At 52.7% G+C, this 25,971-nt stretch carries 23 protein-coding genes and 1 riboswitch; of the genes, 6 read left to right on the top strand and 17 right to left on the bottom strand.

Features of this window, described 5'->3' with window-relative positions:
• The first annotated feature begins 5 nt into the window (after window positions 1-5).
• Window positions 6-977: a 2-hydroxyacid dehydrogenase gene (locus tag ACYUJT_RS01425; protein WP_460318254.1), complete on the top strand. Its 972-nt coding sequence runs from the start codon at window positions 6-8 to the stop codon at window positions 975-977.
• Window positions 978-1,067: 90 nt separating this feature from the next.
• Here the strand turns inward: ACYUJT_RS01425 and ACYUJT_RS01420 are convergent, their stop codons facing one another.
• Both ACYUJT_RS01420 and ACYUJT_RS01415 read right to left on the bottom strand, forming a co-directional pair.
• Window positions 1,068-1,310: a hypothetical protein gene (locus ACYUJT_RS01420; protein WP_460318252.1), complete on the bottom strand. Its 243-nt coding sequence runs from the start codon at window positions 1,308-1,310 to the stop codon at window positions 1,068-1,070.
• A 63-nt stretch (window positions 1,311-1,373) separates the two neighbouring features.
• On the bottom strand, window positions 1,374-2,903 hold the full coding sequence (locus tag ACYUJT_RS01415; RefSeq protein WP_460319719.1) for an MDR family MFS transporter: 1,530 nt from the start codon (window positions 2,901-2,903) through the stop codon (window positions 1,374-1,376).
• Between the two features lie 333 nt (window positions 2,904-3,236).
• Between ACYUJT_RS01415 and ACYUJT_RS01410 the strand changes: the two genes are divergently transcribed.
• Entirely contained in the window at window positions 3,237-4,322 is a 1,086-nt protein-coding gene (locus tag ACYUJT_RS01410; RefSeq protein WP_460318250.1) for a M24 family metallopeptidase, read from the top strand.
• A gap of 140 nt (window positions 4,323-4,462) precedes the next feature.
• On the opposite strand, the gene ACYUJT_RS01405 is transcribed toward ACYUJT_RS01410, so the two are convergent.
• Window positions 4,463-5,161, bottom strand: a complete 699-nt coding sequence (locus ACYUJT_RS01405; protein WP_460318248.1) for a queuosine precursor transporter — start codon at window positions 5,159-5,161, stop codon at window positions 4,463-4,465.
• 220 nt (window positions 5,162-5,381) lie between these two features.
• Here ACYUJT_RS01405 and ACYUJT_RS01400 point away from each other — a divergent pair, with 220 nt between their 5' ends.
• A complete protein-coding gene (locus tag ACYUJT_RS01400; protein ID WP_460318246.1) occupies window positions 5,382-7,070 on the top strand; it encodes a methyl-accepting chemotaxis protein in 1,689 nt (562 codons plus the stop codon).
• A gap of 72 nt (window positions 7,071-7,142) precedes the next feature.
• Here the strand turns inward: ACYUJT_RS01400 and cobS are convergent, their stop codons facing one another.
• From cobS to cobD, 12 genes are all read right to left on the bottom strand, one after another.
• Complete coding sequence (cobS, locus tag ACYUJT_RS01395) at window positions 7,143-8,066, bottom strand: adenosylcobinamide-GDP ribazoletransferase (RefSeq protein ID WP_460318244.1); 924 nt, start codon at window positions 8,064-8,066, stop codon at window positions 7,143-7,145.
• On the bottom strand, window positions 8,063-8,653 hold the full coding sequence (gene cobU / locus ACYUJT_RS01390) for a bifunctional adenosylcobinamide kinase/adenosylcobinamide-phosphate guanylyltransferase (RefSeq protein WP_460318242.1): 591 nt from the start codon (window positions 8,651-8,653) through the stop codon (window positions 8,063-8,065). Before cobU ends, cobS begins: the two co-directional genes overlap by 4 nt.
• Complete coding sequence (gene cobT / locus ACYUJT_RS01385) at window positions 8,650-9,729, bottom strand: nicotinate-nucleotide--dimethylbenzimidazole phosphoribosyltransferase (RefSeq protein WP_460318240.1); 1,080 nt, start codon at window positions 9,727-9,729, stop codon at window positions 8,650-8,652. The genes cobU and cobT overlap by 4 nt, the downstream gene beginning before the upstream one ends.
• Before the next feature lie 799 nt (window positions 9,730-10,528).
• On the bottom strand, window positions 10,529-11,314 hold the full coding sequence (locus ACYUJT_RS01380; protein WP_460318238.1) for an ABC transporter ATP-binding protein: 786 nt from the start codon (window positions 11,312-11,314) through the stop codon (window positions 10,529-10,531).
• Entirely contained in the window at window positions 11,311-12,357 is a 1,047-nt protein-coding gene (locus ACYUJT_RS01375; protein WP_460318236.1) for a FecCD family ABC transporter permease, read from the bottom strand. The genes ACYUJT_RS01380 and ACYUJT_RS01375 overlap by 4 nt, the downstream gene beginning before the upstream one ends.
• Complete coding sequence (locus tag ACYUJT_RS01370; protein ID WP_460318235.1) at window positions 12,354-13,355, bottom strand: ABC transporter substrate-binding protein; 1,002 nt, start codon at window positions 13,353-13,355, stop codon at window positions 12,354-12,356. Before ACYUJT_RS01370 ends, ACYUJT_RS01375 begins: the two co-directional genes overlap by 4 nt.
• 194 nt (window positions 13,356-13,549) lie before the next feature.
• Window positions 13,550-13,805, bottom strand: a riboswitch (cobalamin riboswitch).
• A gap of 66 nt (window positions 13,806-13,871) precedes the next feature.
• Window positions 13,872-14,834, bottom strand: a complete 963-nt coding sequence (locus tag ACYUJT_RS01365; RefSeq protein ID WP_460318233.1) for a TRM11 family SAM-dependent methyltransferase — start codon at window positions 14,832-14,834, stop codon at window positions 13,872-13,874.
• 108 nt (window positions 14,835-14,942) lie between these two features.
• The gene (locus ACYUJT_RS01360) at window positions 14,943-15,914 is read right to left on the bottom strand and encodes an MsnO8 family LLM class oxidoreductase (RefSeq protein ID WP_460318231.1); all 972 of its coding nucleotides are present in this window, start codon (window positions 15,912-15,914) and stop codon (window positions 14,943-14,945) included.
• 104 nt (window positions 15,915-16,018) lie between these two features.
• Window positions 16,019-16,627: a histidine phosphatase family protein gene (locus ACYUJT_RS01355; protein WP_460318229.1), complete on the bottom strand. Its 609-nt coding sequence runs from the start codon at window positions 16,625-16,627 to the stop codon at window positions 16,019-16,021.
• A gap of 43 nt (window positions 16,628-16,670) precedes the next feature.
• The gene (gene cbiB / locus ACYUJT_RS01350; RefSeq protein ID WP_460318228.1) at window positions 16,671-17,633 is read right to left on the bottom strand and encodes an adenosylcobinamide-phosphate synthase CbiB; all 963 of its coding nucleotides are present in this window, start codon (window positions 17,631-17,633) and stop codon (window positions 16,671-16,673) included.
• Entirely contained in the window at window positions 17,630-18,508 is an 879-nt protein-coding gene (locus ACYUJT_RS01345; RefSeq protein ID WP_460318227.1) for an adenosylcobinamide amidohydrolase, read from the bottom strand. The genes cbiB and ACYUJT_RS01345 overlap by 4 nt, the downstream gene beginning before the upstream one ends.
• Entirely contained in the window at window positions 18,505-19,599 is a 1,095-nt protein-coding gene (gene cobD, locus ACYUJT_RS01340; protein WP_460318225.1) for a threonine-phosphate decarboxylase CobD, read from the bottom strand. The genes ACYUJT_RS01345 and cobD overlap by 4 nt, the downstream gene beginning before the upstream one ends.
• A 253-nt stretch (window positions 19,600-19,852) precedes the next feature.
• Here cobD and ACYUJT_RS01335 point away from each other — a divergent pair, with 253 nt between their 5' ends.
• The 3 genes from ACYUJT_RS01335 to ACYUJT_RS01325 all read left to right on the top strand — a co-directional run bounded on the left by ACYUJT_RS01335 (window position 19,853) and on the right by ACYUJT_RS01325 (window position 22,720).
• Entirely contained in the window at window positions 19,853-20,860 is a 1,008-nt protein-coding gene (locus tag ACYUJT_RS01335) for a lipoate--protein ligase (RefSeq protein ID WP_460318223.1), read from the top strand.
• A gap of 21 nt (window positions 20,861-20,881) precedes the next feature.
• Window positions 20,882-21,784: a DMT family transporter gene (locus ACYUJT_RS01330; RefSeq protein WP_460319718.1), complete on the top strand. Its 903-nt coding sequence runs from the start codon at window positions 20,882-20,884 to the stop codon at window positions 21,782-21,784.
• Between the two features lie 132 nt (window positions 21,785-21,916).
• Entirely contained in the window at window positions 21,917-22,720 is an 804-nt protein-coding gene (locus tag ACYUJT_RS01325; protein WP_460318221.1) for a Cof-type HAD-IIB family hydrolase, read from the top strand.
• 671 nt (window positions 22,721-23,391) lie between these two features.
• On the opposite strand, the gene ACYUJT_RS01320 is transcribed toward ACYUJT_RS01325, so the two are convergent.
• Both ACYUJT_RS01320 and ACYUJT_RS01315 read right to left on the bottom strand, forming a co-directional pair.
• A complete protein-coding gene (locus tag ACYUJT_RS01320) occupies window positions 23,392-24,177 on the bottom strand; it encodes an MBL fold metallo-hydrolase (RefSeq protein ID WP_460319717.1) in 786 nt (261 codons plus the stop codon).
• A 466-nt stretch (window positions 24,178-24,643) separates the two neighbouring features.
• Window positions 24,644-25,708: a sulfate/molybdate ABC transporter ATP-binding protein gene (locus ACYUJT_RS01315; protein ID WP_460318219.1), complete on the bottom strand. Its 1,065-nt coding sequence runs from the start codon at window positions 25,706-25,708 to the stop codon at window positions 24,644-24,646.
• Between the last annotated feature and the right edge of the window lie 263 nt (window positions 25,709-25,971).

The following is a 25,971-nucleotide window of genomic DNA, read 5'->3' as shown; positions in this document are numbered from 1 at the left end:
CTGCCTTGAAGCCGAAAGTATTCATTGCCCGCAACGTTCCTAAGGAAGTAGAAGACTATATCGCCGAGCATTGCACCTACGACAAATGGGACCGCCCCGAGCTGATCCCCCGAGATGCCTTGCTGGCCAGCCTGTCCGATGCGGATGGGCTGCTCACCTTCGGCGGCAAAATCGATGCCGAACTATTGGACCATGCGCCGAAACTGAAGGTGGTCAGCACGATGAGCGTGGGCTACAACCATTTCGATCTGGACGCGATGAAAGCCCGCGGGGTTATGGGAACCAATACGCCGGACGTACTCAACGAGACCGTCGCGGATTTGATTTTCGCTCTAATGCTGGCCGCTGCCCGCAGGGTCCCGGAGCTTGACCGCTACGTGAAGGAAGGCCGATGGAAGCGCGGCAATAACCAGGATCTGTTCGGCCTGGATGTCCATCATAAGAAGCTGGGGATCATCGGCATGGGCGGCATCGGGGAAGCCGTTGCCCGCCGGGCCAAATGGGGCTTCCAAATGGACGTCCTGTACCATAACCGCAGCCGGAAGCCAGCTGCCGAATCGGAGCTTGGAGCCATGTATCGCTCCATGGACGAGCTGCTTCAAGAAGCTGATTTCATCGTGCTGATGACGCCGCTGACCCCGGAAACGGAGCGTCTGATCGGCGAGCGGGAATTCAGGCTGATGAAGCCGACTGCGATCTTTATCAATGCGTCCCGGGGGCAAACTGTCGATGAGCAGGCGCTCATCCAGGCTTTGGAGCAAAGGACGATATACGGGGCTGGATTGGACGTCTTCGAGCGGGAGCCCGTGTCGCCGGACAATCCTTTATTGAAGCTGCCGAATGTCGTTACCCTGCCTCATATCGGCTCGGCAACGAGCAAGACGCGCTTCGATATGGCGATGCTGGCCGCCGAGAACCTGGTCGCCGCCCTCAGCGGCAAAATTCCGCCGCAGCTCGTGAAGGAGCTTCGCCCTTAAGCTATGCCGGAACAACTGTAATTTTTGCCTAACAACAATAAAGGATGGATCAGGGCCTCTGATCCATCCTTTTTGGTGCCTAATGACGGTTTATTCGTCGTCTTCAAAGCCAGTATGATATTTGCCTTCGCTTGAGGAGCGATGCTTGGTCACTGCCTTTTCTCTTTCCTCCCGCACTTCCAGCCTCAAATCCTCCACGGGAATCGGGTCGACATGCATCTCGCTCTCGTGCATATCAAACAAGCTGGGATTGCTCGTCGGATACTGCTCGGGATGATCCCAGCTTCTTGCCCGGTTACCGGGCTTAGCACCATTTCTGGACTTGTCCTCCATATGTTATCACCTCGTATGCGTTGTAATCTTTTTATACCTCAAAAAGATACAAAATAAACGTGCCTACGAAGAATGCTGTGACTGCTTCTCGCTCCTGCCCTTTGGTAAGATACGGTCATTCGGCATGCATAATACGACGAGAACCGCTAATCCGGCGGGAACCAGAGCCCACATAAACGTATGGGCAATCGAAGAGGACAGCGCCCCTGTTATTTTCTCCAGTACCGGCAGCGGAATTTCTCCTCTCTTCTCCGGGGACAGCACTTCCCTCATATCACCGAACGATTGCCCCAGCTGGCCCGTTCCCATGCCCCCGAAAGCCCGCTTCATTTCATCCGCGACCAGATTTCTTTGCACGATTCCAAAAATTGTAATTCCCAATGTCATTCCGAGCGATCGCAGGAACGAGTTGGTGGACGTGGCCGCTCCACGCTGGCGCATATCAAAATGATGCACGGCCGCCATGCTTAGCACGGAAAAGGAATAACCGACCCCGAACCCGGTCAGGATGCTGTTCATCGTAAGCATGGTGCGGGTAGTATCGATGGACATCGTGCTTAAGGCAAATATTCCGCTCACAAAGCAGATGACGGAGATCATCATGATCGTCCGATACGACAGCCGCGTGGATAACATCCCGCCCAGCATGCTGCCGACAACTGAGCCGATCATCATCGGCATCAGAATCAAGCCCGAATTCGTCGCCGAACCGCCAAATACGCCTTGAACATAGATTGGAATGAATACAGTGGCCACGATGAACACGCTGCCGTAGAGCAGGGCCAGGCCGCTGCTTGTCGCATATAGCCTGTTCTTGAACATGCTGAATGAAATAATCGGCTCCTCTGCCCGCGTCTCGATGAACAGAAAAGCGATAAGTAAGACAGCAAAGCCCGCGAATAAACCGAGGATTGCCGTCGAATCCCAAGGATAAGTATCGCCGCCCAATTCCAGCGCGAACATCAGACACACGACGGAGCCGACAAGCGTAAATGCGCCGCCCCAATCGATTCGCTGCTTGGAACGAGACAGCGATTCGCGATAGAATACGATAATTAGTGCAAGGCAGATCAGGCCGATCGGCACGTTGATTAAGAACACCCAGTGCCAGCCCAGCGTGTCCGTGATATAAGCACCCAGCAGAGGACCGAAGATGCTGGAGGTTCCAAACACCGCGCCAAGCAGTCCAGTCATCTTGCCCCGCTTCTCCAGAGGAAATATGTCATATATAATCGTAAAAGCAATCGGCATCAGCGCCCCGCCGCCAATCCCTTGAATGGCCCGGAAGATGCTCAACTGGGCAATGCTGCCGGCGAATCCGCACAGTACCGAGCCACCTAAAAACGTAATGATCCCGAAAATAAAAAAGCGCTTGCGCCCATACATATCGGACAGCTTGCCAAAAATCGGAGTCCCGGCCATTACGGCAACCATATAGGCCGAAGTGACCCAAACGAACTGTTCCATGTCGCCAAGCTGCGACACGATGGTACCCATTGCCGTAGTAACGATCGTGTTATCCATCGCCGACATGAGGATCGCCAGCATCAAGCCGATCAAAATGAGAGAAGTGTTGTCCTTCTGTTTGGTCATCAAATAGGTATGCTCCTTTAACTTATTCAAATTGGATATACTTGCTTCTGTTGTTTATTTTATTGAAAATAGGCGGAATGTAAAGCAGCTTTGTAATACGACAAAGTACGAGCATTCACTTACAAATATTGTAATAATATGATACAATAATTACCGTGATCACAGCCTCATCCATTTCAAGCTTGAATAGATACACTTCATATGGGGATGTCCTGGAAGAGGACGTCTTTTTTCTTGAAAAAACTTGTCTCGAAAATAGTTCCGCCGAACTATGTGCGTCGTATCTTTTACCCTATAATAAATAAATAAGTTTCAAAGAGAGGGAGGTACCATATGAACTCCAAATGGGCCATACTGGAACAAAAAATGCGGGAGGTGGGCATACAAACTCTAATCATTACCGATCCCAAGCACGTCTATTACTTGACAGGCTTTCTTAGCAATCCTCACGAACGGTTTCTGGGCGCCGTATTTTCCATGGGCAAACAGCCCTTCCTACTTGTCCCCAAGCTGGATGAAGAGAATGCCCGGGCGGCAGCCGACATCGCCGAAGTCGTCACGCACAGCGATACGGATAACCCTTATGAAGTGTTGAAAAGAAATCTGAAATCCTCGGTAGGTACGATCGGTTTTGAAAAAGACCATATGTCCGTAGCGCGCTTCGAGCAGCTTCAGGAATCCCTGTCCTTCGCCAGATATCTGGATGTCGGGCCTTGGCTGCGCCAGCTTCGCAACCGCAAATCGCAAGAGGAAATCGAGAAAATCCGCCATGCGGCCAACCTTATCGAACGGGTATTACAGGACACTCTGCCCCGTGTAAAAATAGGCGTAACGGAAAACGAGCTCGTCGCTGAAATCGAGTACCTCATCCGCAAAGTAGGCGCCGAAGGCCCGGCCTTCGATTCCATGGTGCTTACCGGCAAGAAAACTGCCCTCCCCCACGGAGTACCGGGCAGTCAGGCCATAGCGAGCGGCGACCTGCTTATGTTCGATATCGGGCTGTATGCTGGCGGTTATGCCTCGGACATTACGCGTACCTATGCCGTCGGCCATTTGGACGAATCGCTGCAGCGCATCTATAATACCGTCCGGGCTGCTAATGAAGCCGCGATCCAGGCGATAAGGCCCGGCGTCTCCTATGCTTCGATCGATAAAGCCGCCCGCGACGTCATTACGGATGCAGGATATGGCTCCTACTTCATTCACCGGCTTGGCCATGGCCTTGGCATCGACGTTCACGAGTTCCCCTCCGTCCACGGCGAGAACGAGCTGCTGCTGGAAGAGGGCAACATATTTACCGTCGAGCCGGGAATTTATGTCCCAGGACTGGGCGGCGTCAGAATTGAGGACGATGTCGCAGTAACCGCTTCGGGAGTCGATGTGTTAACGACGCTTCCAAAGGAGCTTACTTATTTATAAACCACTTTATTAAACAACAGACAACCTGAAGCAGCCTCCGTCGTCATGATGGTGGCTGCTTTGCATTTCATATTGAATGTATCCTCTGCTGGGCGCGGCCATGCCATTCCTCTTCTGGATACCGTACGGTTTAAGCCCAGCTATCTTGCTTGCGCCGCTTCATCCTCATCGGAATGATAGTTTCGGGCGATATATAGAAATGGGGTACCTGCAGCGGTGAGGACAAATTTAATGACATAAGTCGTCAGTAAAATTTCCGTCCAAATGCGCAAGCTATATTGCCCGGCAAAAGCAATCGTGCAGAAAATTAGCGTATCCACGAACGAGCTGACCATCGTGCTGAAATTGTTGCGAATCCACAGCTGCCCGCGGCTCGGGTAGAACTTCCTAATCCATGCAAACAGCCGGACATCCAGAAATTGACTAATGAAGTATGCTGTCAGGCTTCCCAGCGCGAGCCTCGGCATCCAGCCGAATATGCTCTTTAGTGATTCTTGAGCCAAATCCTCGGGTTGAGGGGTGAAGACCAAGGCCATCTGCATCAGGACGGTCGTCATAATCAAAGTAAAGAAACCGAACCACACCGCTTTTTTGGCTTCGCCGCGGCCGTATTTCTCATTGAGCAAATCACTAGTCAGGTAGAGGCTGACATACATCGTATTGCCGAGAGTCATCACGATCCCGAACATTTCGATCGTCTTCACTACTTGAATATTGGCAATGACCGTGGCTAAGCCAATCCACGCATAAAGCCCTTTTTTCCCGAACCAGCGATAGCATATCAAGAAGAACGTAAAGTTCACGAGGACGAACAAAACGCCCCATCCGAAGTTGAACATAAGATTTCCTCCCTATGTTTTTGTCTCATTTATGAAAATACCGTGAAAAGTTTATGAAAAAAGGGAAAAATGACCAATACCCTATTTCCAAATGGGAGAACTTGCTATATCATATGTCTAATGAACCAATGGTTAATATTTCGCTTGGGTGAATGGAAGGAGACCAAAAGTAACAGCGACTGACCAAAATGGATTAAATAGATTAGGAGGATTTTTTGTCATGCTCGGAATCAAGCATTCAATTAGCCGTAAATTCATGACAACCTTTGCTGTCGTCATTGTATTGTCTTCATTGTTATTCAGTATAAGTTTTTACTACGTATCCATGGGGATCATCAATAATAACGTTTTGCCCCAGTTTGATAAAGTTCTACATACGAGTACGCAGGATATTTACCGCAGGCTCGACACTACCATGTCCCTCCAGCTGCTTAAGGGAAGTGAGAATAACCGATTCGGCGTGGAGGCTTACTTAACAAAGAGTGCAGAAGAATTTCAACTAGATACGGTTTATCTCATTCACCTGCATGATGAGCAGCCTACCGTCCTTGCGGCGAGCTCTGGCTCTGCCATGCAAGCTTCTGAAGCGATTGCCTTGCAGAATGCAATGAAGCAGGCGTCCGCAGGCAAACTGGCTATTAGCGACCTGTATTCGGACAAGTTCGGCTACCATAAGACGGCTTATATCCAAATTCCAGGAAGCGAGCTGTTGCTGGCCGTAGGAATGGATGCTACCTTCGTCAAGGAGAAGCAGTCGGAAATATTTTGGATCTGCTTCGTCATTACAGCCGTCATTATCATTGTTGGGTCTGCAGCAGCCTTCTGGATCAGTAAGCGCATTACACGGCCCCTAAAAAGCCTGACGCAGGTTACCGATAAAATGGCCCGCGGCGATTTCCGCCAATCGATCCAGGTTCAAGGCCATGACGAGTTGGCTCAGCTCGCGGCAAGTTTCCGCACGATGACAGAGCAGCTAAAGGGAATGATCTCGAGCGTACACCATACGTCCCAGGCTGTCGTTAACAATTCGGATAGCCTGCTAAGTTCGGCGCAAACCTTCGAACAATTGATTTACAGTTCCAATGAAGCTACACAGCAGGTAGAAAAGGGCAGCACCACGCTTGCCTCAACCGCAGCCGAAAACGCGCGGGCCATGGAGGAAATCTCCAAAGGCATACATTATATCGCGTCTTCCTCAGCTGAAATCACCGAAAAAATCGGCGAAGCCTCGCAGAAGGCGATAACAGGCAATGAGCTGGCGCACGACGCTGTCGACGGCATGCTTCTAGTTGAAGAAGCCGCCACGGAATCGATGAACCATATTTCTCTGATGAACGAGCGTTCCGAAGCAATTGCCCAAATTGTCGGAACGATTAAGGAAATCAGTAAACAAATCAACATCCTGTCGCTCAATGCCGCTATCGAGTCGGCCCGTGCCGGCGAACAAGGCAAGGGCTTCGCGGTCGTAGCCGAAGAAGTGCGCAAGCTTGCCGAGCAATCCCGCATCGCTACGGATGAAATCGGCGATTATCTCCTCGCTATCCAGGAGGAATCCGGCAATTCAGTCCGCGCTATGCAGCGGGTGAGCGAGGAAATCCAGTCTGGTACGGCTCGCGTCAAAAACGCAGAAGAAGCCTTCTCCCAGCTGACGGAATGGATTCAAGCGATTAACTTGACCATCCAGTCGATCTCTTCTTCTACCCAGCAGGTCTCGGCCAGCGCGGAAGAAGTAACCGTCTCTGTAGAGGACGCGGCTGACATTACCGCCAAATCGCTCGAGATGATCGAAGAGATTGCTGGCAATTCGGCAAGTCAGGCCGAGGAAATCAAGGATCATGCCAACACGGTGCGCAACCTGCACGAAGGTGCGCTATCCTTGCGGGAATCCGTCAGCAAATTTATCATCTGATAAATTCATACAATTTATTACAGCCATAAGGAATGCCGTGATACTTTGGTATCACGGCATTGTTATTTTTCTTTACCCAAAACAAATCACCGCTGCTAACAGCACCGCAGCTTCCAAACCTTCATTCAAAGCACCGTACACATCTCCCGTTAACCCGTGAAGCCGCTTGCTAATCCTGCTAGCTGCCAGCGTACCGGCGAGCCAGGCGATACAGGGCGCAATGAAATATAGCAGCAAAAGCGGCCAGGTAACAGTTCCCTGCTCCAGCCAGGCCATTGCCGTTAATCCGACGGCCGATAGCAGCAGGGAGGCAATCGTGGAAAAAGCGATACTGCTCAGCTTCAGTCCGCGAAAATTGCCTGCAAGTCCTTCGCCCTGGCGTGCCGTCGGCCATGCTTGCATCGCATAGGTCATAAACCAGCGGCTCCATATCGCTGCCATCAGAAGCGCTGCGCTAGCCTTGGCTAAACCGTAGCCGATTAGCGTGTAGAGGAGAGACATTTTCAACATGAGCAGCAGCACGCAAGCGATGACTCCCATGGCACCGACACGGCTGTCCTTCATGATTTCCAGCATTCTCTCCCTGCTTCGATAGCTCAGCAACGCGTCCGCCGAATCCATCCAACCGTCGAGATGCAGCCCTCCAGTCAGCCAGATCCACAAAGCGAGAATGAACACCGCTGCCGGCATCGGCGGCAGCACCCAAGCACAGCCAACAGCAGCCAGACCCAGGGCAGCTCCAATTGCGAAGCCGACCAGCGGATAATACTTGGCACTCCGACGAAGTATCTCCGGCGTAAAATTCACCTCAACCGGCACCGGGAACCGCGACAAAAATTGAAACGCTGCCGCCAGCGGCCAATCCTTGCCGGTATTCTTACTGGGATTGGCATCGGTAATGGTATTGGTGTCAGTATTGGCATTTGTGCCAATATTACTTTCGGAATTAGGGCTACTTGTCTCGCTAGGATTGCTACTGTTGTTGCTCCTGCTCATAGCTTATACTCCATGCTCTTCAGCTCAATCGGAATTCCTGCCGTAACAAGAAACACCTGGTCAGCAATAGCGGCTATACGCCGATTCAAAATCCCAGCCAAATCCCGATACTGCCGGCCCAGCGCATAAGCGGGAACAATTCCGCTGCCTACCTCGTTAGTAACGATTACAAGGGTGCCTCTATAACTTGCGATCACCTCAATAAGACGATCGATTTCCCTCATCATTTTGGCTTCGGCATCATCCTGCTCGTGTACAACAAGCAGCATATTGGACAGCCAGAGCGTTAGGCAGTCGATCAATACGGAATGAGAGGCTTCCCCTTCATATTCTCTATGCCCTTCTTCGAACTGACGGCTTCCCAAATTTAAGAGTAAATCGCCTAGTTGCAGCGGCTCCTCGATCGTCTCCCACACATAACCTGCTGATACCCTCTGCTGGCGATGCAGAGCGATCCTCTGTTCCATTTCCGCATCGAATGCCTGAGCCGTGGCGATATAATATGACTTGGACGCATGCTTCATACACCAACGTTCGGCAAAGCTGCTCTTTCCGCTCCGGGCGCCGCCAGTTACCATAACGATCACTTCGTATCCTCCTCGGCAGCCGGCTCACCCGCAGAAATTCCCGCGCTTTCAAAAGTAGCCATTTCCTTCATGATCCGGCAAGCTCCATCAATCAGATGCAAAGCAAGCGCGCCACCCGTTCCTTCACCGAGCCGCATATCCAGCTCCAGCATCGGGGAAAGACCCAGCTCGCGCAGCACTTGATTATGCCCCGGCTCCTGCGAGTTGTGGGAAGCTACCATATAGCTCGCCGTCTCCGCACATAACCGCTGAGCGACCAAAGCTGCTACGCTAGATATAAATCCATCGATAACGACCGGGCACCGATGGGCCGCCGCGCCCAATATAACTCCGGCTAGACCGGCGATCTCCAGACCGCCCACCTTGGATAGTACATCGAGCGGATCGCTGGCATCCGGTTGATTTACTGCGATCGCCCGTTCTACCACGGAAGCCTTATGCTGCATCTTCCGTTCATCGATGCCCGTACCGCGGCCAACACATTCTGCCGGAGTAATGCCCGTAAGCACACTCATCACCGCAGAGCTGGCCGTGGTGTTGCCGATGCCCATCTCTCCTGTGACGAACAATGTTGTGCCTTTATTCACAGCTTCCTTCACGACAGCAACCCCAGCCAATACAGCTGCCTCAGCTTCCGCACGGCTCATCGCCGGTCCCACGGCCATGTTGGCCGTTCCCATCCTCACCTTCCGCTCCACCAAATTCGGATGGCTCAGCACGGCATTCACGCCGATATCGACACACAGCACTTCCGCCGACGCTTGACGGGCAAATACATTAATCGCCGCTCCGCCAGCCAAAAAATTCAATACCATTTGCGGGGTTACCTCTGCCGGAAAAGCGCTAATCCCTTCCTCGCATACCCCATGGTCCGCAGCCATCACGATGATCGCGCGCTGCGGGAAGCCCGGCTTCACCTGCCCAGTAATCCCAGCAAGCTGTACCGCCAACGCCTCTAGCTTCCCAAGACTGCCCGGCGGCTTGGTCAAACGGTCCAAATGCTCTGTTGCCGCCTCTGCCGCCGCTCTTTGCAGCGGTGCAATTGATTCAATGACGTCCGTAATGGAATAACTCATCCTGCAGCCCTCTTCTCTAAATTAATCTACTATGTCTGTCGATTGACACTATTCGCAACATGCATGTTCTTGCCTGGGCAGACACATAGGGCACGTGTAATCAAGCATGATGTTAATGGTTTACGGACACAGAAGGCGCTATTTGCCCTATTTGCGCAGTTTACAGTGACCTAACGGACACCAAAGCCCCTATTGCCCTCAATTCTGCTCAAAAAGCTAACTTTTGTGCACTATAGCGGATCCACGGTCCGTTAGCCTACTGTAGACCAAGGTTTTACGTGAAATAGCGGAACCAGGGTCCGTAACAAATCCATCGGTGAGATGCAAAGCTTCGGGCCCAAATTATGGACGAAAGCTTCATATAGCCCAGACAAGCTAAAGTATTTAAAACTTACTTGTAACTTCTAGCTTACGGACACAGAAGGCGCTATTTGCCCTATTTGCGCAGTTTACAGTGACCTAACGGACACCAAAGCCCCTATTGCCCTCAATTCTGCTTAAAAGGCTAACTTTTGTGCACAATAGCGGAACCACGGTCCGTAAGCCTACTGTAGACCAAGGTTTTACGTGAAATAGCGGAACCAGGGTCCGTAACAAATCCATCCGTGAGATGCAAAGCTTCGGGCCAAAATTATGGGCGAAAGCTTCATATAGCCCAGACAAAGCTAAACTGCGCCAAACTTGCATGCATCTACTAGTTTATGGACACAGAGGACAGGCGCAGCTACAGGCAAAGCTTCAGGCGGTACAGCTACAGTCGCGCTACAAGCAAAGCTACAGGTGCAGCCCCCTCCCCGTCTCATGTCCCCTGCTCGCTCCGCAGCAATAGTTGGGGCACACCGCGATCCGGGTGTATGACCGAATAAGCATCTACTTCAAACAGCGACTTCACTATTTCCGGGGTAATAATTTCGTTTGGCGTCCCCGTAGCAACGATTTCACCGTCCCTTAAAGCGAGGAGCTTGTCGCAATACAAGGCCGCCAAATTCAAATCGTGCATCACAGCAACGACCGTTAAATGTTCAGCTCGCTGCCAGCTCGAGACCAATTCCATGAACTGCATCTGGTAACGGATGTCGAGGTATGTTGTCGGCTCATCCAACAGCACGAGCTCCGGCTGCTGCGCCATCACTTTACCGAGGGCAACCCGCTGCCTCTGCCCGCCGCTAAGCACATGCAGCGGCTTGTTTTCCAGCCCTTGCAAATCCAGACGGCTTATAATTTCATTGAGCAAGGCCTCCGCACCGCCGCCTTCTTCCTTCCCGCGCCAATTCTGAAAAGGGAACCTCCCCATTTCCAGCACCTGCCGCACCGGAAAAGCCATCGGCGGCAAGCCATCCTGCTGAAGCACGGCGAGCTTCCTTGACAGAGCCTTGCGCCCATAGGCAGTCAGCGGCCTGCCATCCAGCGTTACCTCCCCCGTCTCAGGACTCTCTATGCCTGACAGCACATTCAGCAGCGTCGTCTTTCCGCTGCCGTTAGGCCCGATAATTCCCCAGAAATCGCCCCGCTGCACCTGCCAGTCGATCCCCTTCAGCACCGTCTGGCGTCCGTAGGATTTTCCTATGCCTTGAACTTCGATCATTGCAACTCCTCCATTCTCCGCTTCTTATTCCGGTATAGCAGATAAGCAAAGAAAGGAGCGCCGACAAAGGCCGTGACCACGCCCAGAGGTATCTCCGTTGGGGCCAGCACCGTCCGAGCGGCAAGGTCGCTCCACATCATGAATATTCCACCGCCAAGCGCGGAGAGCGGAATAATCAACCGGTAGTCCGGGCCCGTCATCAGCCGTATCATATGCGGGATAACCAACCCGACAAATCCAATTACTCCAGATACGGATACAGCCGCCGCACTCATAAGCGTTGCCACAAGTAGAACCAAGAGCTTCGTGCGGTCGACATTCAGTCCGGAATGGGCTGCCTGACGCTCACCAAGCGCAAGCAGATTCAAGCTTCGCGCCTGGCTCCATAGGAACAGCAAGCCAATGACCAAATACGGGAAAAGGATGATCGTATACGACCATCCGCGCAAACTGAGACTTCCCATTGTCCAGTACAGTATTTCGTTAACTGTCTTTTTCGACATCGCCGTCAGAAATGAAACGATCGCGCCGAGGAAAGACTGCATGACCACGCCCGACAAAATCAGGCTTTCAATCGGGATTTTCCCGTTTTCCCTGGCCAGCCACATCACAACAAGCAGCGTGCTTGCCCCCGTTATAAACGCTATGACCGGCAATGTAAACACGCCGATTAAAGAAAACTGCCAACCGAAGAAAATCAGCGTGGCCGCGCCAACTGCCGCTCCTGATGACACGCCTAAAGTAAATGGATCAGCCAGCGGATTGCGCAGCACGCCCTGAAATGCGGCCCCCGCCACCGCCAAAGAAGCACCGACCAGCATGCCAAGCAGAACGCGCGGCAGCCGAACCTGCAATACGATTTGCTCTGCCGAGACATCCCAGTCCGGCGTAATCATGCTGCCGATCCAAGGCAGGCGGTGAAGCAAGATGCCGATAATCTGGCCGGTCGGCAGAAAGACGGAGCCAACGCCGATGCAGACCAGCAGCGTAACAGCCAGAAGCATCAAGCCCGCTCCTCCGTATCCCGCCAATTTATTCCTCATTGCTGGATCAATTCCGGATAAATAGCCTGCGCCATTTCAAGTAATCCCTGGGTTACGCGCGGTCCAGGACGGCTGAGCAGGTTATCGTCCAAGCCGATGACGCGGTCTTCCTTCACAGCTGTGATTTGATCCCAGCCGCCGCGGGCCTTGATCATGTCGCCGATCGTCTTGTTGTTCTCGTCGACGACATTTTTGGCAAACAGAATAACGTCCGGGTTCGCCTTAATGATGTTCTCTTCGTTGATTTCGTTCCAGCCTTCCAGATCAGAAGCCACGTTCTCTCCTCCGGCCAGCGTAATCAATTCGTCCATAAACACGCCTTTCCCAACGGTCCAGCCTGGCGAAAACTCGATATAGACTTTCTTCTTCTGATCTGAAGTCAAGGATTTAACAGCATCCAACACCATGTCGCGTTCTTTCTCCATTTGAGCGACGACTTCCGCTGCTTCTTTCTGCCGGTCTGTAATTTCCCCTACGGTTCTAATATTGGCCAGAGTTTCGTCCAGATTTGTCGGATTCGATTGATAAACCTTGATTCCGAGATCGCTAAGACTTTTTACGGTTGCCGGATCAATCAAATTGCCGGCCAGCACCAAATCCGGCTTGGCGGCAATGACCGCCTCAACGTTTACCTGGAACCCGCCCATACGCGGCTTGTCCTTCACCGCTTCAGGATAATCGTCGACATCGGACACCCCTACGATTTGCTCATCAAGGCTAAGCGCGAACAATCCTTCCGTCTCCGATGGAGCCAGCGAAACGATCCTTTGCGGCGCAGCTTCAAAAGTAAAGTCCGCTCCTGTTACATCCTTCACCGTTAGCGGATAACTCGTTTTCTGCGAATCCGCCTGCTCTCCTTGTCCCGTTTGAGCGTTCTGCTCCTGCTGCGCAGGTGCATTCGCATTGTTCGTCCCCGCCACATCCTTGCCGCAGCCAGCCATTACGACGAGCATGATCGCTAGCAGCCAAATCCCCCAGAACTTTCTAAACTTGTTCATGAATCTCTCTCTCCTTACAAGGTGTATAGTTTATACATGAAACGCCCGCTCAAAATGAAAAATAGCAGAAGGACAGAAAAAAGCCCCATCCGTTCAGGATCGGGCTACGTCTACAAGGCCATGTACGGCTCAAGCATCCAGCTTGTCCGGAGCATAGTTCTTTAAGCAGAACGTTATCCTTTCCTCGAAGGACCGTCTCTTCATTCCCATAGGCAGGTCTCCTGACTCCAGGTTGCCGATTCGGCTCGCCTTCCCATCTTCGCGTTCTCCTTCCTGCCGTACCTTAATGGTCAGGCAAAGCAGCAGTTCAACGAACGACAGTGGCATAAATGAGCTTCATCCCTGTTTACAGTGGCGGGACCGTGCCGGAATTACACCGGCTTCCCTATTAACCCGTGGCGGAGGCTTATGGATAAGCGCCGCTTTGGGACCTACGGTTTTTCCACTTGATTCTAGGCATTCATACATCTTCATCTGTATTGGATTATAGGGGAAAATCGCGCGGATGACAATCATTCATCCCTCTCCACCCGGCTCGCATACCCAAATGTGTCTGACAAAAGAACTTTTGCTGACCGTCCCGTAATCGCAAATGCGAAAGCCAGCGCAAACAATCTCTTCCTCCAACTGTTCCGTGGAGACGATGACTGCCCTTTGGCTAAACCTTCTTATGCTGCCCAGCATTTCCCCCCGCTCCTCGGGAGACAGTACGGAGCATAAATTGTACGGCATGTCCACGATGGCCGCATCGTAAAGCCCGCCTATTTCATTTAAATCGCCCAGGCTGACCCGATCATCGCCGTATCCGAAATGGCGCAAATTGATTCTAGCTCCCCGAACCGCTAGCGGGTTAATATCCCGGCCTACGATATCGATCCCCATCGATAACGCCTCGATCAGCACATTCCCCATCCCGCAGCAAGGGTCGATCACCTTGACGGCGTGCGGCTCGGGCACCGCGATATTCACCAAAGCCCTGGCGACAGCCGTGCTCAGTCCCGTAGAATAATTGCGCGGCTTGCTCTTATGATGCAGCCAAACGGACTCTGCCTCATGGCATATTCCAAGCAGCCAGCGTCCATCAACAGACATTAGGCCGAACGTCACCTCGGGACTGCGCATATCCGCTTTGCCGCGAATCCGACCACCGATCTGCCGCTCGATCTCACGCTGCTCCTCGTAGCTGCGTCCGAGCATACCGGCTAGCTTAATGCATACAACTTTAAAAGTTTTGCCCTGAAGATCAAGCTCAGCCACTTGCGAGGCCAGCCTATCCAAGTCATATCCCTCAAACATTACATCTATCCGGAATGAAATAAACGGACTACGGCTCGGATCGATCCGCCTGCCCGTTTCCACGTACCCCGCCTTACCCGCCGGCTGTCCAAACATAGCCTCAAGCTCCATTTCACACAGCCGCCGCTCATTCTCATGACAGGCGTAAGTGTAAATGTAACGGCCGCTGTTATCCATATACATTGTTTCTTCCTCCAACCATTAACTAACTTCGGCCCTTTTGCTCGGGTCAAGCTTCCTTTGCAGTGATATAGCGATATGGGGGTCATTAATGTGCGCTATCAAGCTCCATCAAGCACCGTCGAGCTCCCTGAGCGCCTCGGCTAGCAGTCTATAGCATTCCAGCCTTGCCGCGTAGTCCGGGATGGGGGACACGATCAGAAATTCGTCATTTGCGTATTCGCCCTGCAAATCCTTAAGCTGCTTATATACGCTATGCGGCGTACCGCTTATGCTTCGGAACGTACCTCGGCCCGTTTGTCTTGCCTTCTCATCGAGCACCTGCACCCAGTGCGCAGCCTCACTTTCCGCCGCTGCACAGATCACGCTGACGGCCAGCATCGTCTTCGGCGAGCTTTGCAGCGGAGAGGGGATAAAACCGTCTCGATAGGAGGCCAATGTATCTGCGCCGTCATACTCGCCCATAAACTGTCCAAAAACATAACCCGTTCCGAATTTAGCCGCATATTCCGCGCTTTTCTTATTAGTTCCAAGCATCCAGACCGCCGGTTCGATTTGCGGCTGCGGCCGTGCGGTTACGGCATGTCCCTCATATTTGTAAGCGTCCTGGAGCAGCTCCAGCAGCGAGGAAATCGTCTTTGGCAGCTCAGCAACCCGTGCTAGAAAATTGCCGCTAAGAGCCATGACGGTGTGCGCTTCTCCTCCCGGAGCACGCCCTAATCCCAGATCCACCCTGCCGGGATATAAAGCAGCCAGCAGCCGGAACCACTCCGCTACTTTCAACGGGCTGTAGTGAGGCAGCAGTACGGCCCCTGAACCGAGGCGAATCCGCTCTGTCTTTGCACCGACATGGGCCAGCAGCACCTCGGGCGAAGAACAGGCCAGCCCGGGCATATCATGATGCTCAGCCGTCCAATAACGGAAATAATCCCACTTTTCGGCATGCTGTGCCAAGGACACAGCTTGTCTTAACGCCTCTTCATCCGAATGCCCGGGTAAACAGGGAACCAGATCCAGCACACTAATCGCCAGCGGCGCAGATGTTCCCGTTTTTGTTTCTGGCAAGCCCATCACTTCCTTCATCGATATTGATGCGTAAAAATTAGCTTTAAATCATTTTATCCGCTCAAAGGCTTCGCCTTATGCTATTGCGACGTGCTTAGTCATAGTACTCCTGATTGCGCTAATCAGTGTGCAGTTCTCTCTTCGATCCTAAGTTTCAATACGCCTCCAGCTTCGATAGCCGTATCCCAAAACCCCGCTCCAGGCTGCAGCAAAGAGGAAACGAGCGCGACGACACCCCCATGGGTGACCGCGAGAATTCGCTGCTCCATGTTATCATCTGGATGATGATTGCGCTTTTCCAGGCTTACCCACTCCTCATAGATATGGCTTACCCGCCGGTGAAAGTCATCCCATGCTTCTCCACCAGGTGGAGTTACCGATGCCGGATCATTGATCCAGGCACGATAAAGCGGATCTTCCTTAAGCATTTCGTACGTCAGCCCTTCCCATTGCCCGAAGTTCATCTCCCGCAGGCGCGTATCGAACACAGCCCTCCCGGTAAGATCTGGCCTAACCCTCGCCAGAGTCTGACGACAGCGCAGCAGGTCGCTGCAATATATCGACGAGAAAGAAACGCCATCAAGTTCACGTTCCAGCCCCTTCAGTCCAGACGCTTCGTCGTCCAATAGAGCAACATCCGAATGCCCCTGATAACGCCGCTCCCGATTCCAATTAGTACGTCCATGGCGGACTAGCCACAGCTCAGCATCGTAACTCTTTTGCTTATTCACCCATTCCGCCTCCCGATCAGCTTTTAACTATATCGATCGGGAACTAAAACCCGCCCGTTAATGCCAGCCCCAACACAGTTCCTAGCAGCACGAACATATCCGAAACCACAAACAGCATTCGGCTCGTTTTTGGAATGTCGTCTGCCTCCAGGTCACGGGTCTTGTCCCCCATATACGCACGAAATGACACCACTCCGTGATAAGAATTCTCACCGCCCAGGCGAACGCCGAGCGCGCCGGCGACGGCCGATTCCGGGTACCCGCTGTTCGGGCTCGGATGGGACGAAGCATCCCGCCGCACCATGGCGGCAGCGCCCTTGGCATTAAAGCGCAGGAGCCAGGCTGCAACAATCAGCAGCAGGGCCGTAAAGCGCGCAGGAATATAATTCGCAATATCGTCAAGCCGGGCCGACGCCCAGCCGAGATCCATGTATTTCTCGTTCTTATAGCCGACCATCGAATCGAGGGTGTTGACGGCGCGGTAAGCCATCGCTAGCGGCGCGCCGCCCAGCAGCGCGAAGAAGAGCGGCGAGATGACGGCGTCGACGATATTCTCGGCGACCGTCTCCACCGCTCCGCGTGCCACTTCCGGCTCAGGGAGATGTGCGGTGTCGCGCCCGACGATCATGCCGAGCGCGCGCCGCGCGGCCGGCATATCCCCGCGGCGCAATTGGCCGCACACCTCCATGCCGGCATCGCGCAGCCCCTTGGCCGCGATGGTCGTGGCGATCAGCGCGGCTTCCGCCAGCGCGGCGAGCCACGGGCTGACCTGGGCCAGCAAACGCAGCACGGCCCAGGTCACGGCAAAGCTGCCGCCCGCGACAAGCAGCGGCAGCAGCAGCCCCGCGGCCCGGTAGGCGCGGGGCTTAACCAGGCGGCGAATTGCCGCCTCGATCGCGCTAATCGCCTTCCCCATCCCGACGACGGGATGGGGAAGCCAGCGCGGATCGCCAAGCAGCCGGTCGAGCGCGTACGCGACCGGCAGCACCCACCACGCGGCCGTCATTTCGGCCCTCCGGCCGCGGCCAAAGATTCGCGAACCGCGTCGTACACTAGGCGGCCTATAACGCCGCCCAGGTCGGTCGCCGTTCCCGCGTAGGCGTGCAGCAGCGGCCACTTGGCCCGCTGACTGACGCCCAGCATGACCGCATCCGTCGTCGTGCCGGTTGCGATCATGCCGTTCTCGGCGTCGCGCACGCCGAGATCGCTTAGCGCGGCCGCCTTCGCCTCCGTCGCCGTGATGACGGCGTTAACCATGGCCGCGGGGGTCATTTTGCCGTCGACGACGAGCATAATGTTGATCGTGCCCGGCGTCCAAGAGGCGGGGAACGTCGTACGCTGCACGCCGGCCCGGGCCGCGTTGGATACGCCCGCCGTCACGCAGCACAGCACGCCGAAATCGGTTCCCTGCTCCTCGAAGACCGCCGCATGCTTCAACTGCACCGCCGTGAGGAGTCCGGCCGTTCCCTGCTCAGGATATCCCCATTCGCCTAGCAAACTCCGGATATCCCGCACCGGATCTTCACAGTGATAGAACCTGTCCACGTATATATTCACAAACCGCTCAAGCGAATGCATTCCGCCGCCATATACCGCACTGCCTAAGCCATCCATCGGTTTCGGCGCTTCCAGCAAAATATGCCGCTCCTTCCGGCACAGCTTCAAGCCCGGCCAAATTTTTGCATGGTAGACCGTCTGATCAACTTGATCCATATCGCCAATTTGGCGGGTTTCATTCACTTTGGCGGGTTTCGCCTGACCAGCCAAACCAGTCCGATTAGCCTTATTTACCTCACTGACCTCTCTGACCTCTCTGACCTCTCTGGCCCCTCCAGCCTCCACAGCTTGTTCCGCTTGCACATGTAAAAAAGGGGTCGTCATTTCTGCACTCCTCCCATCACTTGCTCCATTTCCCGGATCAGCACGGCATTGGCCGCCCGATCCTTCACGGCGACGCGGATATGACCGGCGTCAAGGCCCGGATACATCGCGCAGCTTCGCACGAGTACGCCGCGCCGGCCCAGCGCCTCCTGCATCGCTTCGGCCGTCCACGGCTCCGCAAGCCTCAGGAGCAAATAGTTGGCTTCTCCCGGCGTCACCTCACAGCCTAGGCGCTCAAGCTCAGCACTAAGAAGTTTTCGCTCCCCCGCAATCGCGGAGATCGTCGCCGTCTCGTATTCCGGCCCTGCCTGAAGGCTGATCTCCCCCGCTCGCAGCGCCAAAATGTTAACGCTCCACGTCACCTGCTTATTTCTCATCGCAGCCGCCATTTGCGGATGGGCGATGCCGTAGCCGAGCCGCAGACCGGGGATCGCATAGAACTTCGTCATCGACCGAACGATAATAACATGAGGATATCGCCACAGTTCAGGCAGCAGCGACTGCCGCCGCTCCGCAGGTATAAAGTCGATGAACGCTTCGTCCAGCACAATATACGTATCATGACGCTCCCCGGCCTCAGCAAACCGCCTTAATTGCTCCACATTATACTGGACGCCGTTCGGATTGTTCGGCTGCCCCAGGAACACGAGGTCGCTGTCCGCGATCAGCTTCACGATTTGCTCTGGCTCGGCGCGATAATCCCGTTCTGCGGTGCCGTAAATCGCATGCACCTCCGCCCCGAACTGCCGGGACAGCGTTTCGTATTCCGAGAAGCAGGGCTGCACGACCCCGACCTTGCTTGGCGTTAACGCCAATAAGATAAGCGCCATGATTTCCGCCGCGCCGTTGCCGACACAAATGGCTGCCTGCTGTACCCCTTGACGTTCGGCCAATAAGGAGAGCAGAGCCCGATGGCCTGGATCGGGGTACCGAATAATTTCGGGCAGCGCTGCCCGCAGCGCGTCCAGCATGCCGGGCGGCGGCCCGAGCGGGTTAATGTTTGCGCTAAAGTCGGTGAATTGCCCCGGCGCAAGGCCGTATCGCAGTGCTGCCGACTCTACATCTCCTCCATGTCCGTACACTTCCAACATTTCGCTATTCCTCTTTTCCCCATAACCATTTATGTATTTCTGTGTTTTCTAACTGCTTTCGCCCAAGTTCAATGCCCTCATTATGAGGTTAATCCCTATACTCCGTCAATGATGGCACCCCGAGCTTAGCAATATATGAAAAATGACGGCACCCGCTTTTTTCCTTTGGTTTCAGCCTTAATTGGTTTACAATGAACGATAGGATATTTCAAATTTGCAGATTACAAATATAGATTTGGATGGAGGAAGAATCATGCTGTTTATTGATAACCAAGGGATTACCGACGCCTCGGTCAATCTGGCCATCGAGGAGTACGCGCTGAAGCATCTTCCGCTCGAAGATGACAGCTATTTGCTGTTCTACATTAATGCGCCGTCGATCATTATCGGCAAGCATCAAAATACGATTGAGGAGATCAATCTCGATTACGTCAAAGAGAATAATATCCAGGTCGTGCGCCGTTTGTCCGGCGGCGGTGCGGTGTACCACGATCTGGGCAACTTGAATTTCAGCTTCATCACAAAAGATGACGGACAATCCTTCCACAATTTCCGCAAGTTTACCCAGCCGGTCGTTGAAGCGCTGCAATCTCTTGGCGTCAATGCAGAGATGACGGGCCGCAACGATTTGCAGGTCGGCGAGCAGAAAATCTCCGGCAACGCCCAGTTCTCCACGCGCGGCCGCATGTTCAGCCACGGTACGCTGATGTTCAACCTGAATTTGAATGATGTCGCCGCTTCGCTGCATGCGAATCCGGAGAAATTCAAATCCAAGAGCACCAAATCCGTGCGCAGCCGGGTAGCTAATATCATTGACTTTTTGGAGCAAAAAATGACGATCGAGGAATTCCGCGCCGAACTGTTGCGGTTTATTTTCAGTATGGATGCGGCGGACAAGGTCCCGCAATATCGTCTGACCGAGGACGATTGGAGCAAGATCCACGAAATTTCCAAGGAACGTTATAAAAATTGGGATTGGAATTTCGGCTTGTCCCCGGAATCCAATGTAAAGCATTCGAAAAAATTCCCGGTAGGCATCATCGATCTGCGCATGGACATTAAAGACGGCCATATCCAGGATATTAAAATTTACGGCGATTTCTTCGGGGTAGGCGATGTCACCGATATCGAGGACAAGCTGCGCGGGGTGCGCCATGAGGAAGAGGCGGTTCGCCAGGCGCTAGCAGGCATCGACATCAAGCACTATTTCGGCAACCTGGAATTTGATGATTTCGTGGGCCTGGTCTTCCTGAAAGAGTAGCCAATCGTGAAAATAATGAACATGCCGCGCTCACGCATCGCCGACCTTAGCCTGCTGGCTGTCGCCATGATGTGGGGCTGCACCTTCCTGATCGTGCAAAATGCGGTGCAGGCTCTCCCGCCGCTCGCCTTTAATGCGATCCGGTTCATCGGAGCCTCCCTGCTGCTGGCGATCATTACGTCGCTATTCTACCGGAAGGATTGGCGGCGGTTCGATCTGCGCTTGCTTGGCCATGGCATGCTGCTGGGACTGTTTTTGTGCGCGGGCTACGGTTTTCAGACGGTCGGGCTGCTCTATACGACGACCTCTAATGCCGGATTCATCACCGGCTTGTCAGTGGTGCTTGTACCGTTCCTGTCGGTAATTCTGTTCAGTCACAAGCTGTCCGCTTTTACCTGGATCAGCGCGATGCTCGCTGCAGCCGGGCTGTACCTGCTAACGTTCACGAACGGCAGCTTGTCACTGAACCGCGGCGACATCCTGATTCTGTTCTGTGCCCTTGCCTTTGCACTGCATATCGGTTTTACCGGGCTCTATGCCCCGCGTTATCCGGCGCTGCCGCTGGCTACAGTCCAGTTGGGGGTAACCGGACTGTTCAGTCTGGCTGCCTCCCTCATGACCGAGCATGTCGGAACTTTGGCCCAAACGACGGAACTGCTGCTGCGACCCGAGGTGCTGCTGGCGCTTCTCGTTTCGATCGGCCCGACTAGCGCATTTGCCTTTTGGATTCAGACCGTCTGCCAAAACTATACGAGCCCTGCCCGGGTTGCCGTCATTTACGCGATGGAACCCGTATTCGCAGCGATTACTGGCGTGCTGTTCGCCGGCGAGCAGTTAGGATGGTCTGCGCTGCTGGGCTGCGGCTTTATTTTTACCGGGATGATTCTTGCCGAATTAAAAGCGGGGCAGAGTCCGGATCAGTGAAGTGAAAGCTCATCCGCCCCGAATTCTGCCGACATGAAAGAAAGCATCCCCTCGCTTCCTACTAAGGGTGCTACTTAACGGTCGTTGCTAATTGTTGCTTCAATCATGACTAGAAGAGGAGATATTCAGACGATGTATAAGCTCATTGCAATTGATATTGATGATACTTTAATTAACGATAACAAAGAGGTTACTCCAGCCACGCAAAAGGCATTGGAAGAAGCGGTCGCAGCAAGAGTCGTCGTTACGCTAGCGACCGGCAGAGCCTATTCCTCAGCTCAGGCTATCGCGCGCCAGACCGGCCTCAACGTGCCGATCATTACGTACCAGGGCGCCTACGTCAAAAATCTGCTCGACGAGAAGGTGCTATACGAGCGCTACCTCCCTCTGGATGCAGCCAGCAAGCTTTTTGACTATTGCGTCGAGCACAATTTGCATTTGCAAACATATATCGATGATAAGCTGTATTCGAGAGAAGAGAATCAGAAGCTGATCGACTATACTTCCCTCAACAATACGGAGTATTTTATCGAGCCGGATTTTGCCAAACTCGTAGCCCAGCCTACGCCAAAAATGCTCATTATCGACGAGCCCGATTATTTAGACGAAATCGCCCCATTGCTTCGCGAGCTGCTTGGGCCTTCGGTGCATATTACCAAGTCTAAGCCGAACTTCCTGGAGTTCATGCACAAAGAAGGGACAAAGGGCCATGCGCTGAAATTCATCGCAAATCATTTCGGCTGCGGATTGCATGAGACGATCGCGATCGGGGATTCCTGGAATGACCATGAAATGCTGGAAGCCGCCGGACTCGGTGTCGCAATGGGCAACGCAATCCCGGCGCTGAAGGAAATCGCCGATTATGTCACTCTGAGCAACAACAAGGATGGAGTGAAGCACGCGATCGACAAGTTCATTTTCAACCGGGAAGCGTAATGTTTGCCGAACATTCATAGATTAGCGTCACAATAAAGAACCTCGCATTTTTAGGAATGTGAGGTTCTTGTATTTGAATCTGAATTTAAGCTAAGGAATGAATCACTACGGGAGCAATAATGCTGTAAAACTGTAGTATTCTGCTGCATTTCACAATTTCCCTCTAATTTTCGAGAGCATTCTTTGATAATTCATAAGCGGAATGTATTTTATACAGCTAGTTAAGCTATTTTATCAAAATTACATGTGCTAAATGCAAAACATGCAGTTAGTTTGCCTGAATAGAGCTCATTCGTCGAAAAAGCTTAAAACTAAATGTAGGTTTTGCACTTAGTTACCTCTAACACGGCCAAAACCGCTGAACTAATTGCAGGAAATACATCTAGTTACCTTATCTCATCTTACCTTATCTCATCTTATCTTACCTTACCTTACCTTACCTTACCTTGTCCTTACTCCTCACCAACTAGGTACAGTCATAAATCAGTAGCTAAATTTACTGGAAAGGATGACTCCAGTCAATTAAGGGGCCGTGTAGTTTTCGCATTAGTATGCCGTATTTACGTCTCCATAAGAGAACTTTCCTGTACTTGCATCAATATCAACCTTTTCCTTGCATTCTCATAATTACAACCATGCAAGCTTCCAGATCAATCTTGATGCATGATATCTTAACTCAACTCAACCATCTGTCCTGTATAAGCCAGCTCCACGCCTTCGGGCAGTGCGTAGTCGCGGCGCAAGTCGATATCGTGGGACATATGGGTAAATAGCGAGCGCTTTGGCCGAACTTCCTGAAGCAGTTCCAGCGCCTCTTGGATGTCATATACAGAGCGGGTCGAAAATTCGGCCTTTTCCACATAGAAGCTCGTTCCAAGAATGAGCAAATCCAATCCGTGAAGCGGCTCCTTCTGTTCCTCGGAAAGCGCGATCGCGTCAGAGCAATAGGCCCAGGTGTATCCTCGCTTAGTCAAACGATAGGCGTAGGAATAGCCATTTTTGCCGTGAAATACCTTCCAGCCCTCGATATGCCACCCAGCCAAATCAAAACCTTGATCTATCGCATGCATATCCAACTGTGCCGGCAGCCACGGGTATTGGCGCAAAATCAAGTCGATCACTTCCTGCGGCGCATATAGCTGTCCCCGCCGGTTCAACCAGCGGCAGGAATCCGCCCATTCCGGCAGTCCGCCGATATGATCGAAATGAGCATGTGTCACCACAATATGATCTATAAAACGCAGGCCTTTCCGCTCCATCGCCTCACGCCAATCCGGGCCGCAATCGATAAGGATTGTTCCCTCCCTGCCTTCTAGCAGGACGGACGAGCGATACCGACGATTAGTGCCCTGTTGTCTCGCTTCACAGCATACCTCGCATTCGCAATATACCCTGGGTACGCCCATCGCGTCTCCTGTTCCCCAAAACGTTAATCGATCCCCAACTGCCTCGGTCATGCTGTCTGCCAGTTGTTCATTGAATTGTACTTTCAATCGTCCATCCTGTTGTTCACTCAATTGCTCATCCAGCTGCTCATCCAGTTGTTCATTCAGCCGTTCATTCAATTGTTCGTCCATTAGTTCATCTAGTTGATCCGCCGTCTCCCCGGCCCTGTCGTCATGTGCTCCTTTACTCACTTCCTAGTCACCCCGTTGTCCACAAAGATAGTCTATTGATATCGATTTCTATTTAATCCGGTTTAACACAATGTCATCAATTCGATCATAACACAGACTTGCCTTGCATCCATATCCTCAGCCCTCAGTCATCCTATGTAAGATAAGTGTGAACCCGCCACCAAATAATCACCAAGCAATAACCCCTCCACACATTCTCAGCATAACTTTTCGTCTCCCATCAAAAACAACCGTCCTCATGAATCCAAGGACGGTTGTCAGAATAACGATATGATGCATACAGAAACTAAATCATTACGCTCAATGGATCGGCCTTCAACGGATTTTCTACAATCCAGCTCTTCTCGTCATTAAACAGATACGCGCGGTGCACCAGCACCCTTACCTCCTGCCCGGCATGAAGAGTCTCCTTCTCCAGCGACCGGAATGTCGTTAGTTTATGACCGCCCACCTCAACTTCCACGAGCCATTCGCTTCCACGGAAGTGCAAATGCCGCACGATCCCTGGAGCAGTTGCGGATTTCAAAATGAACTCCTGCTCCGTCCCAACCTCAATATACTCCGGACGCACGAATGCGCGGACACCCGGATCTTCCGCCGCTTCCTCAAAACCTTTCAAGTCGGAAGCTCTCTCCACTAGCGTAGATTGCCCGATAAACGAAGCAACGAACGGCGTGATCGGCTCCTTATAAATATCCCAAGGCGTTCCCTTCTGCTCCAGTCGGCCCTGGCTAATGATCATGATTTCATCCGCAACCTCAATTGCCTCATCCTGATCATGCGTGACAAAAATAGACGTGATTCCAACGCGCTCGATCAACTCGCGGAGCCAGGAACGGAGCTCCTGGCGAATTTTGGCGTCAATCGCGGCAAACGGCTCATCCAGCAGCAGCAGCTGCGGCTCTGGAGCCAGTGCGCGGGCGAAGGCAACCCGCTGGCGCTGCCCGCCGGACAGCTGATGCGGGTAACGCTGCTCAAAGCCTTTAAGGCCGGTCAGCTCCACAAGTTCCATGACCCGCTCCTTGATCGCTGCCTTCGGAACCTTCTTCACCTGCAGGCCGAACGCGATATTGTCAAAAACCGTCATATGCTTGAATAAGGCATAGCTCTGAAAGACGAAGCCGATCCCGCGCTCTTGCGGAGCAAGGTTATTGACACGCTGACCATGAAACAGAATTTCCCCGGAATCTGGTTGTTCCAAACCTGCCAACATGCGCAAAATGGAAGTTTTCCCTCCACCACTCGGCCCGAGCAAACCGATCAGCTGCCCTTTCTCGATTCCGAAGCTGACATCTTTTACGGCATGAAAATTACCAAAATGTTTGTCCAAGTTTTTTACTTCCACATGCATTCCAGGCCACACCCTTTCATTGAATCCCTTTATCTGGATCACTTCATATATTATTCTTATGAATTTACTCGGTATTATATCAAAAACAAAAGCACCTATGGGTTGGTGCATATTGGTGCATACAAATATCCTCGCTTGATAATCTTTAAAAACACTTTACCAAACCCTGCCTTTACCGTCAATCCATTACGTTTCATTAATTTCATAACATTTGATGAAGGGTGATATGGCCATATCCCTGCTGTAAAAGGGATTGAGGAATG

It is taken from the genome of Paenibacillus sp. YSY-4.3, from assembly GCF_054767475.1.
The sequence above is the reverse complement of the archived record's forward strand: the minus strand, read 5'-3'. Positions and strand labels throughout refer to the sequence as shown.

What these genes read in the sequence shown, in the direction of transcription:
- ACYUJT_RS01420 (WP_460318252.1), bottom strand. Translation starts at nt 1,310, where the DNA reads ATGGAGGACAAGTCCAGAAATGGTGCTAAGCCCGGTAACCGGGCAAGA.
- ACYUJT_RS01415 (WP_460319719.1), bottom strand. Translation starts at nt 2,903, where the DNA reads ATGACCAAACAGAAGGACAACACTTCTCTCATTTTGATCGGCTTGATG.
- ACYUJT_RS01410 (WP_460318250.1), top strand. Translation starts at nt 3,237, where the DNA reads ATGAACTCCAAATGGGCCATACTGGAACAAAAAATGCGGGAGGTGGGC.
- ACYUJT_RS01405 (WP_460318248.1), bottom strand. Translation starts at nt 5,161, where the DNA reads ATGTTCAACTTCGGATGGGGCGTTTTGTTCGTCCTCGTGAACTTTACG.
- ACYUJT_RS01400 (WP_460318246.1), top strand. Translation starts at nt 5,382, where the DNA reads ATGCTCGGAATCAAGCATTCAATTAGCCGTAAATTCATGACAACCTTT.
- cobS (WP_460318244.1), bottom strand. Translation starts at nt 8,066, where the DNA reads ATGAGCAGGAGCAACAACAGTAGCAATCCTAGCGAGACAAGTAGCCCT.
- cobT (WP_460318240.1), bottom strand. Translation starts at nt 9,729, where the DNA reads ATGAGTTATTCCATTACGGACGTCATTGAATCAATTGCACCGCTGCAA.
- ACYUJT_RS01380 (WP_460318238.1), bottom strand. Translation starts at nt 11,314, where the DNA reads ATGATCGAAGTTCAAGGCATAGGAAAATCCTACGGACGCCAGACGGTG.
- ACYUJT_RS01375 (WP_460318236.1), bottom strand. Translation starts at nt 12,357, where the DNA reads ATGAGGAATAAATTGGCGGGATACGGAGGAGCGGGCTTGATGCTTCTG.
- ACYUJT_RS01370 (WP_460318235.1), bottom strand. Translation starts at nt 13,355, where the DNA reads ATGAACAAGTTTAGAAAGTTCTGGGGGATTTGGCTGCTAGCGATCATG.
- ACYUJT_RS01365 (WP_460318233.1), bottom strand. Translation starts at nt 14,834, where the DNA reads ATGTATATGGATAACAGCGGCCGTTACATTTACACTTACGCCTGTCAT.
- ACYUJT_RS01360 (WP_460318231.1), bottom strand. Translation starts at nt 15,914, where the DNA reads ATGAAGGAAGTGATGGGCTTGCCAGAAACAAAAACGGGAACATCTGCG.
- cbiB (WP_460318228.1), bottom strand. Translation starts at nt 17,633, where the DNA reads ATGACGGCCGCGTGGTGGGTGCTGCCGGTCGCGTACGCGCTCGACCGG.
- ACYUJT_RS01345 (WP_460318227.1), bottom strand. Translation starts at nt 18,508, where the DNA reads ATGACGACCCCTTTTTTACATGTGCAAGCGGAACAAGCTGTGGAGGCT.
- cobD (WP_460318225.1), bottom strand. Translation starts at nt 19,599, where the DNA reads ATGTTGGAAGTGTACGGACATGGAGGAGATGTAGAGTCGGCAGCACTG.
- ACYUJT_RS01335 (WP_460318223.1), top strand. Translation starts at nt 19,853, where the DNA reads ATGCTGTTTATTGATAACCAAGGGATTACCGACGCCTCGGTCAATCTG.
- ACYUJT_RS01330 (WP_460319718.1), top strand. Translation starts at nt 20,882, where the DNA reads ATGCCGCGCTCACGCATCGCCGACCTTAGCCTGCTGGCTGTCGCCATG.
- ACYUJT_RS01325 (WP_460318221.1), top strand. Translation starts at nt 21,917, where the DNA reads ATGTATAAGCTCATTGCAATTGATATTGATGATACTTTAATTAACGAT.
- ACYUJT_RS01320 (WP_460319717.1), bottom strand. Translation starts at nt 24,177, where the DNA reads ATGACCGAGGCAGTTGGGGATCGATTAACGTTTTGGGGAACAGGAGAC.
- ACYUJT_RS01315 (WP_460318219.1), bottom strand. Translation starts at nt 25,708, where the DNA reads ATGCATGTGGAAGTAAAAAACTTGGACAAACATTTTGGTAATTTTCAT.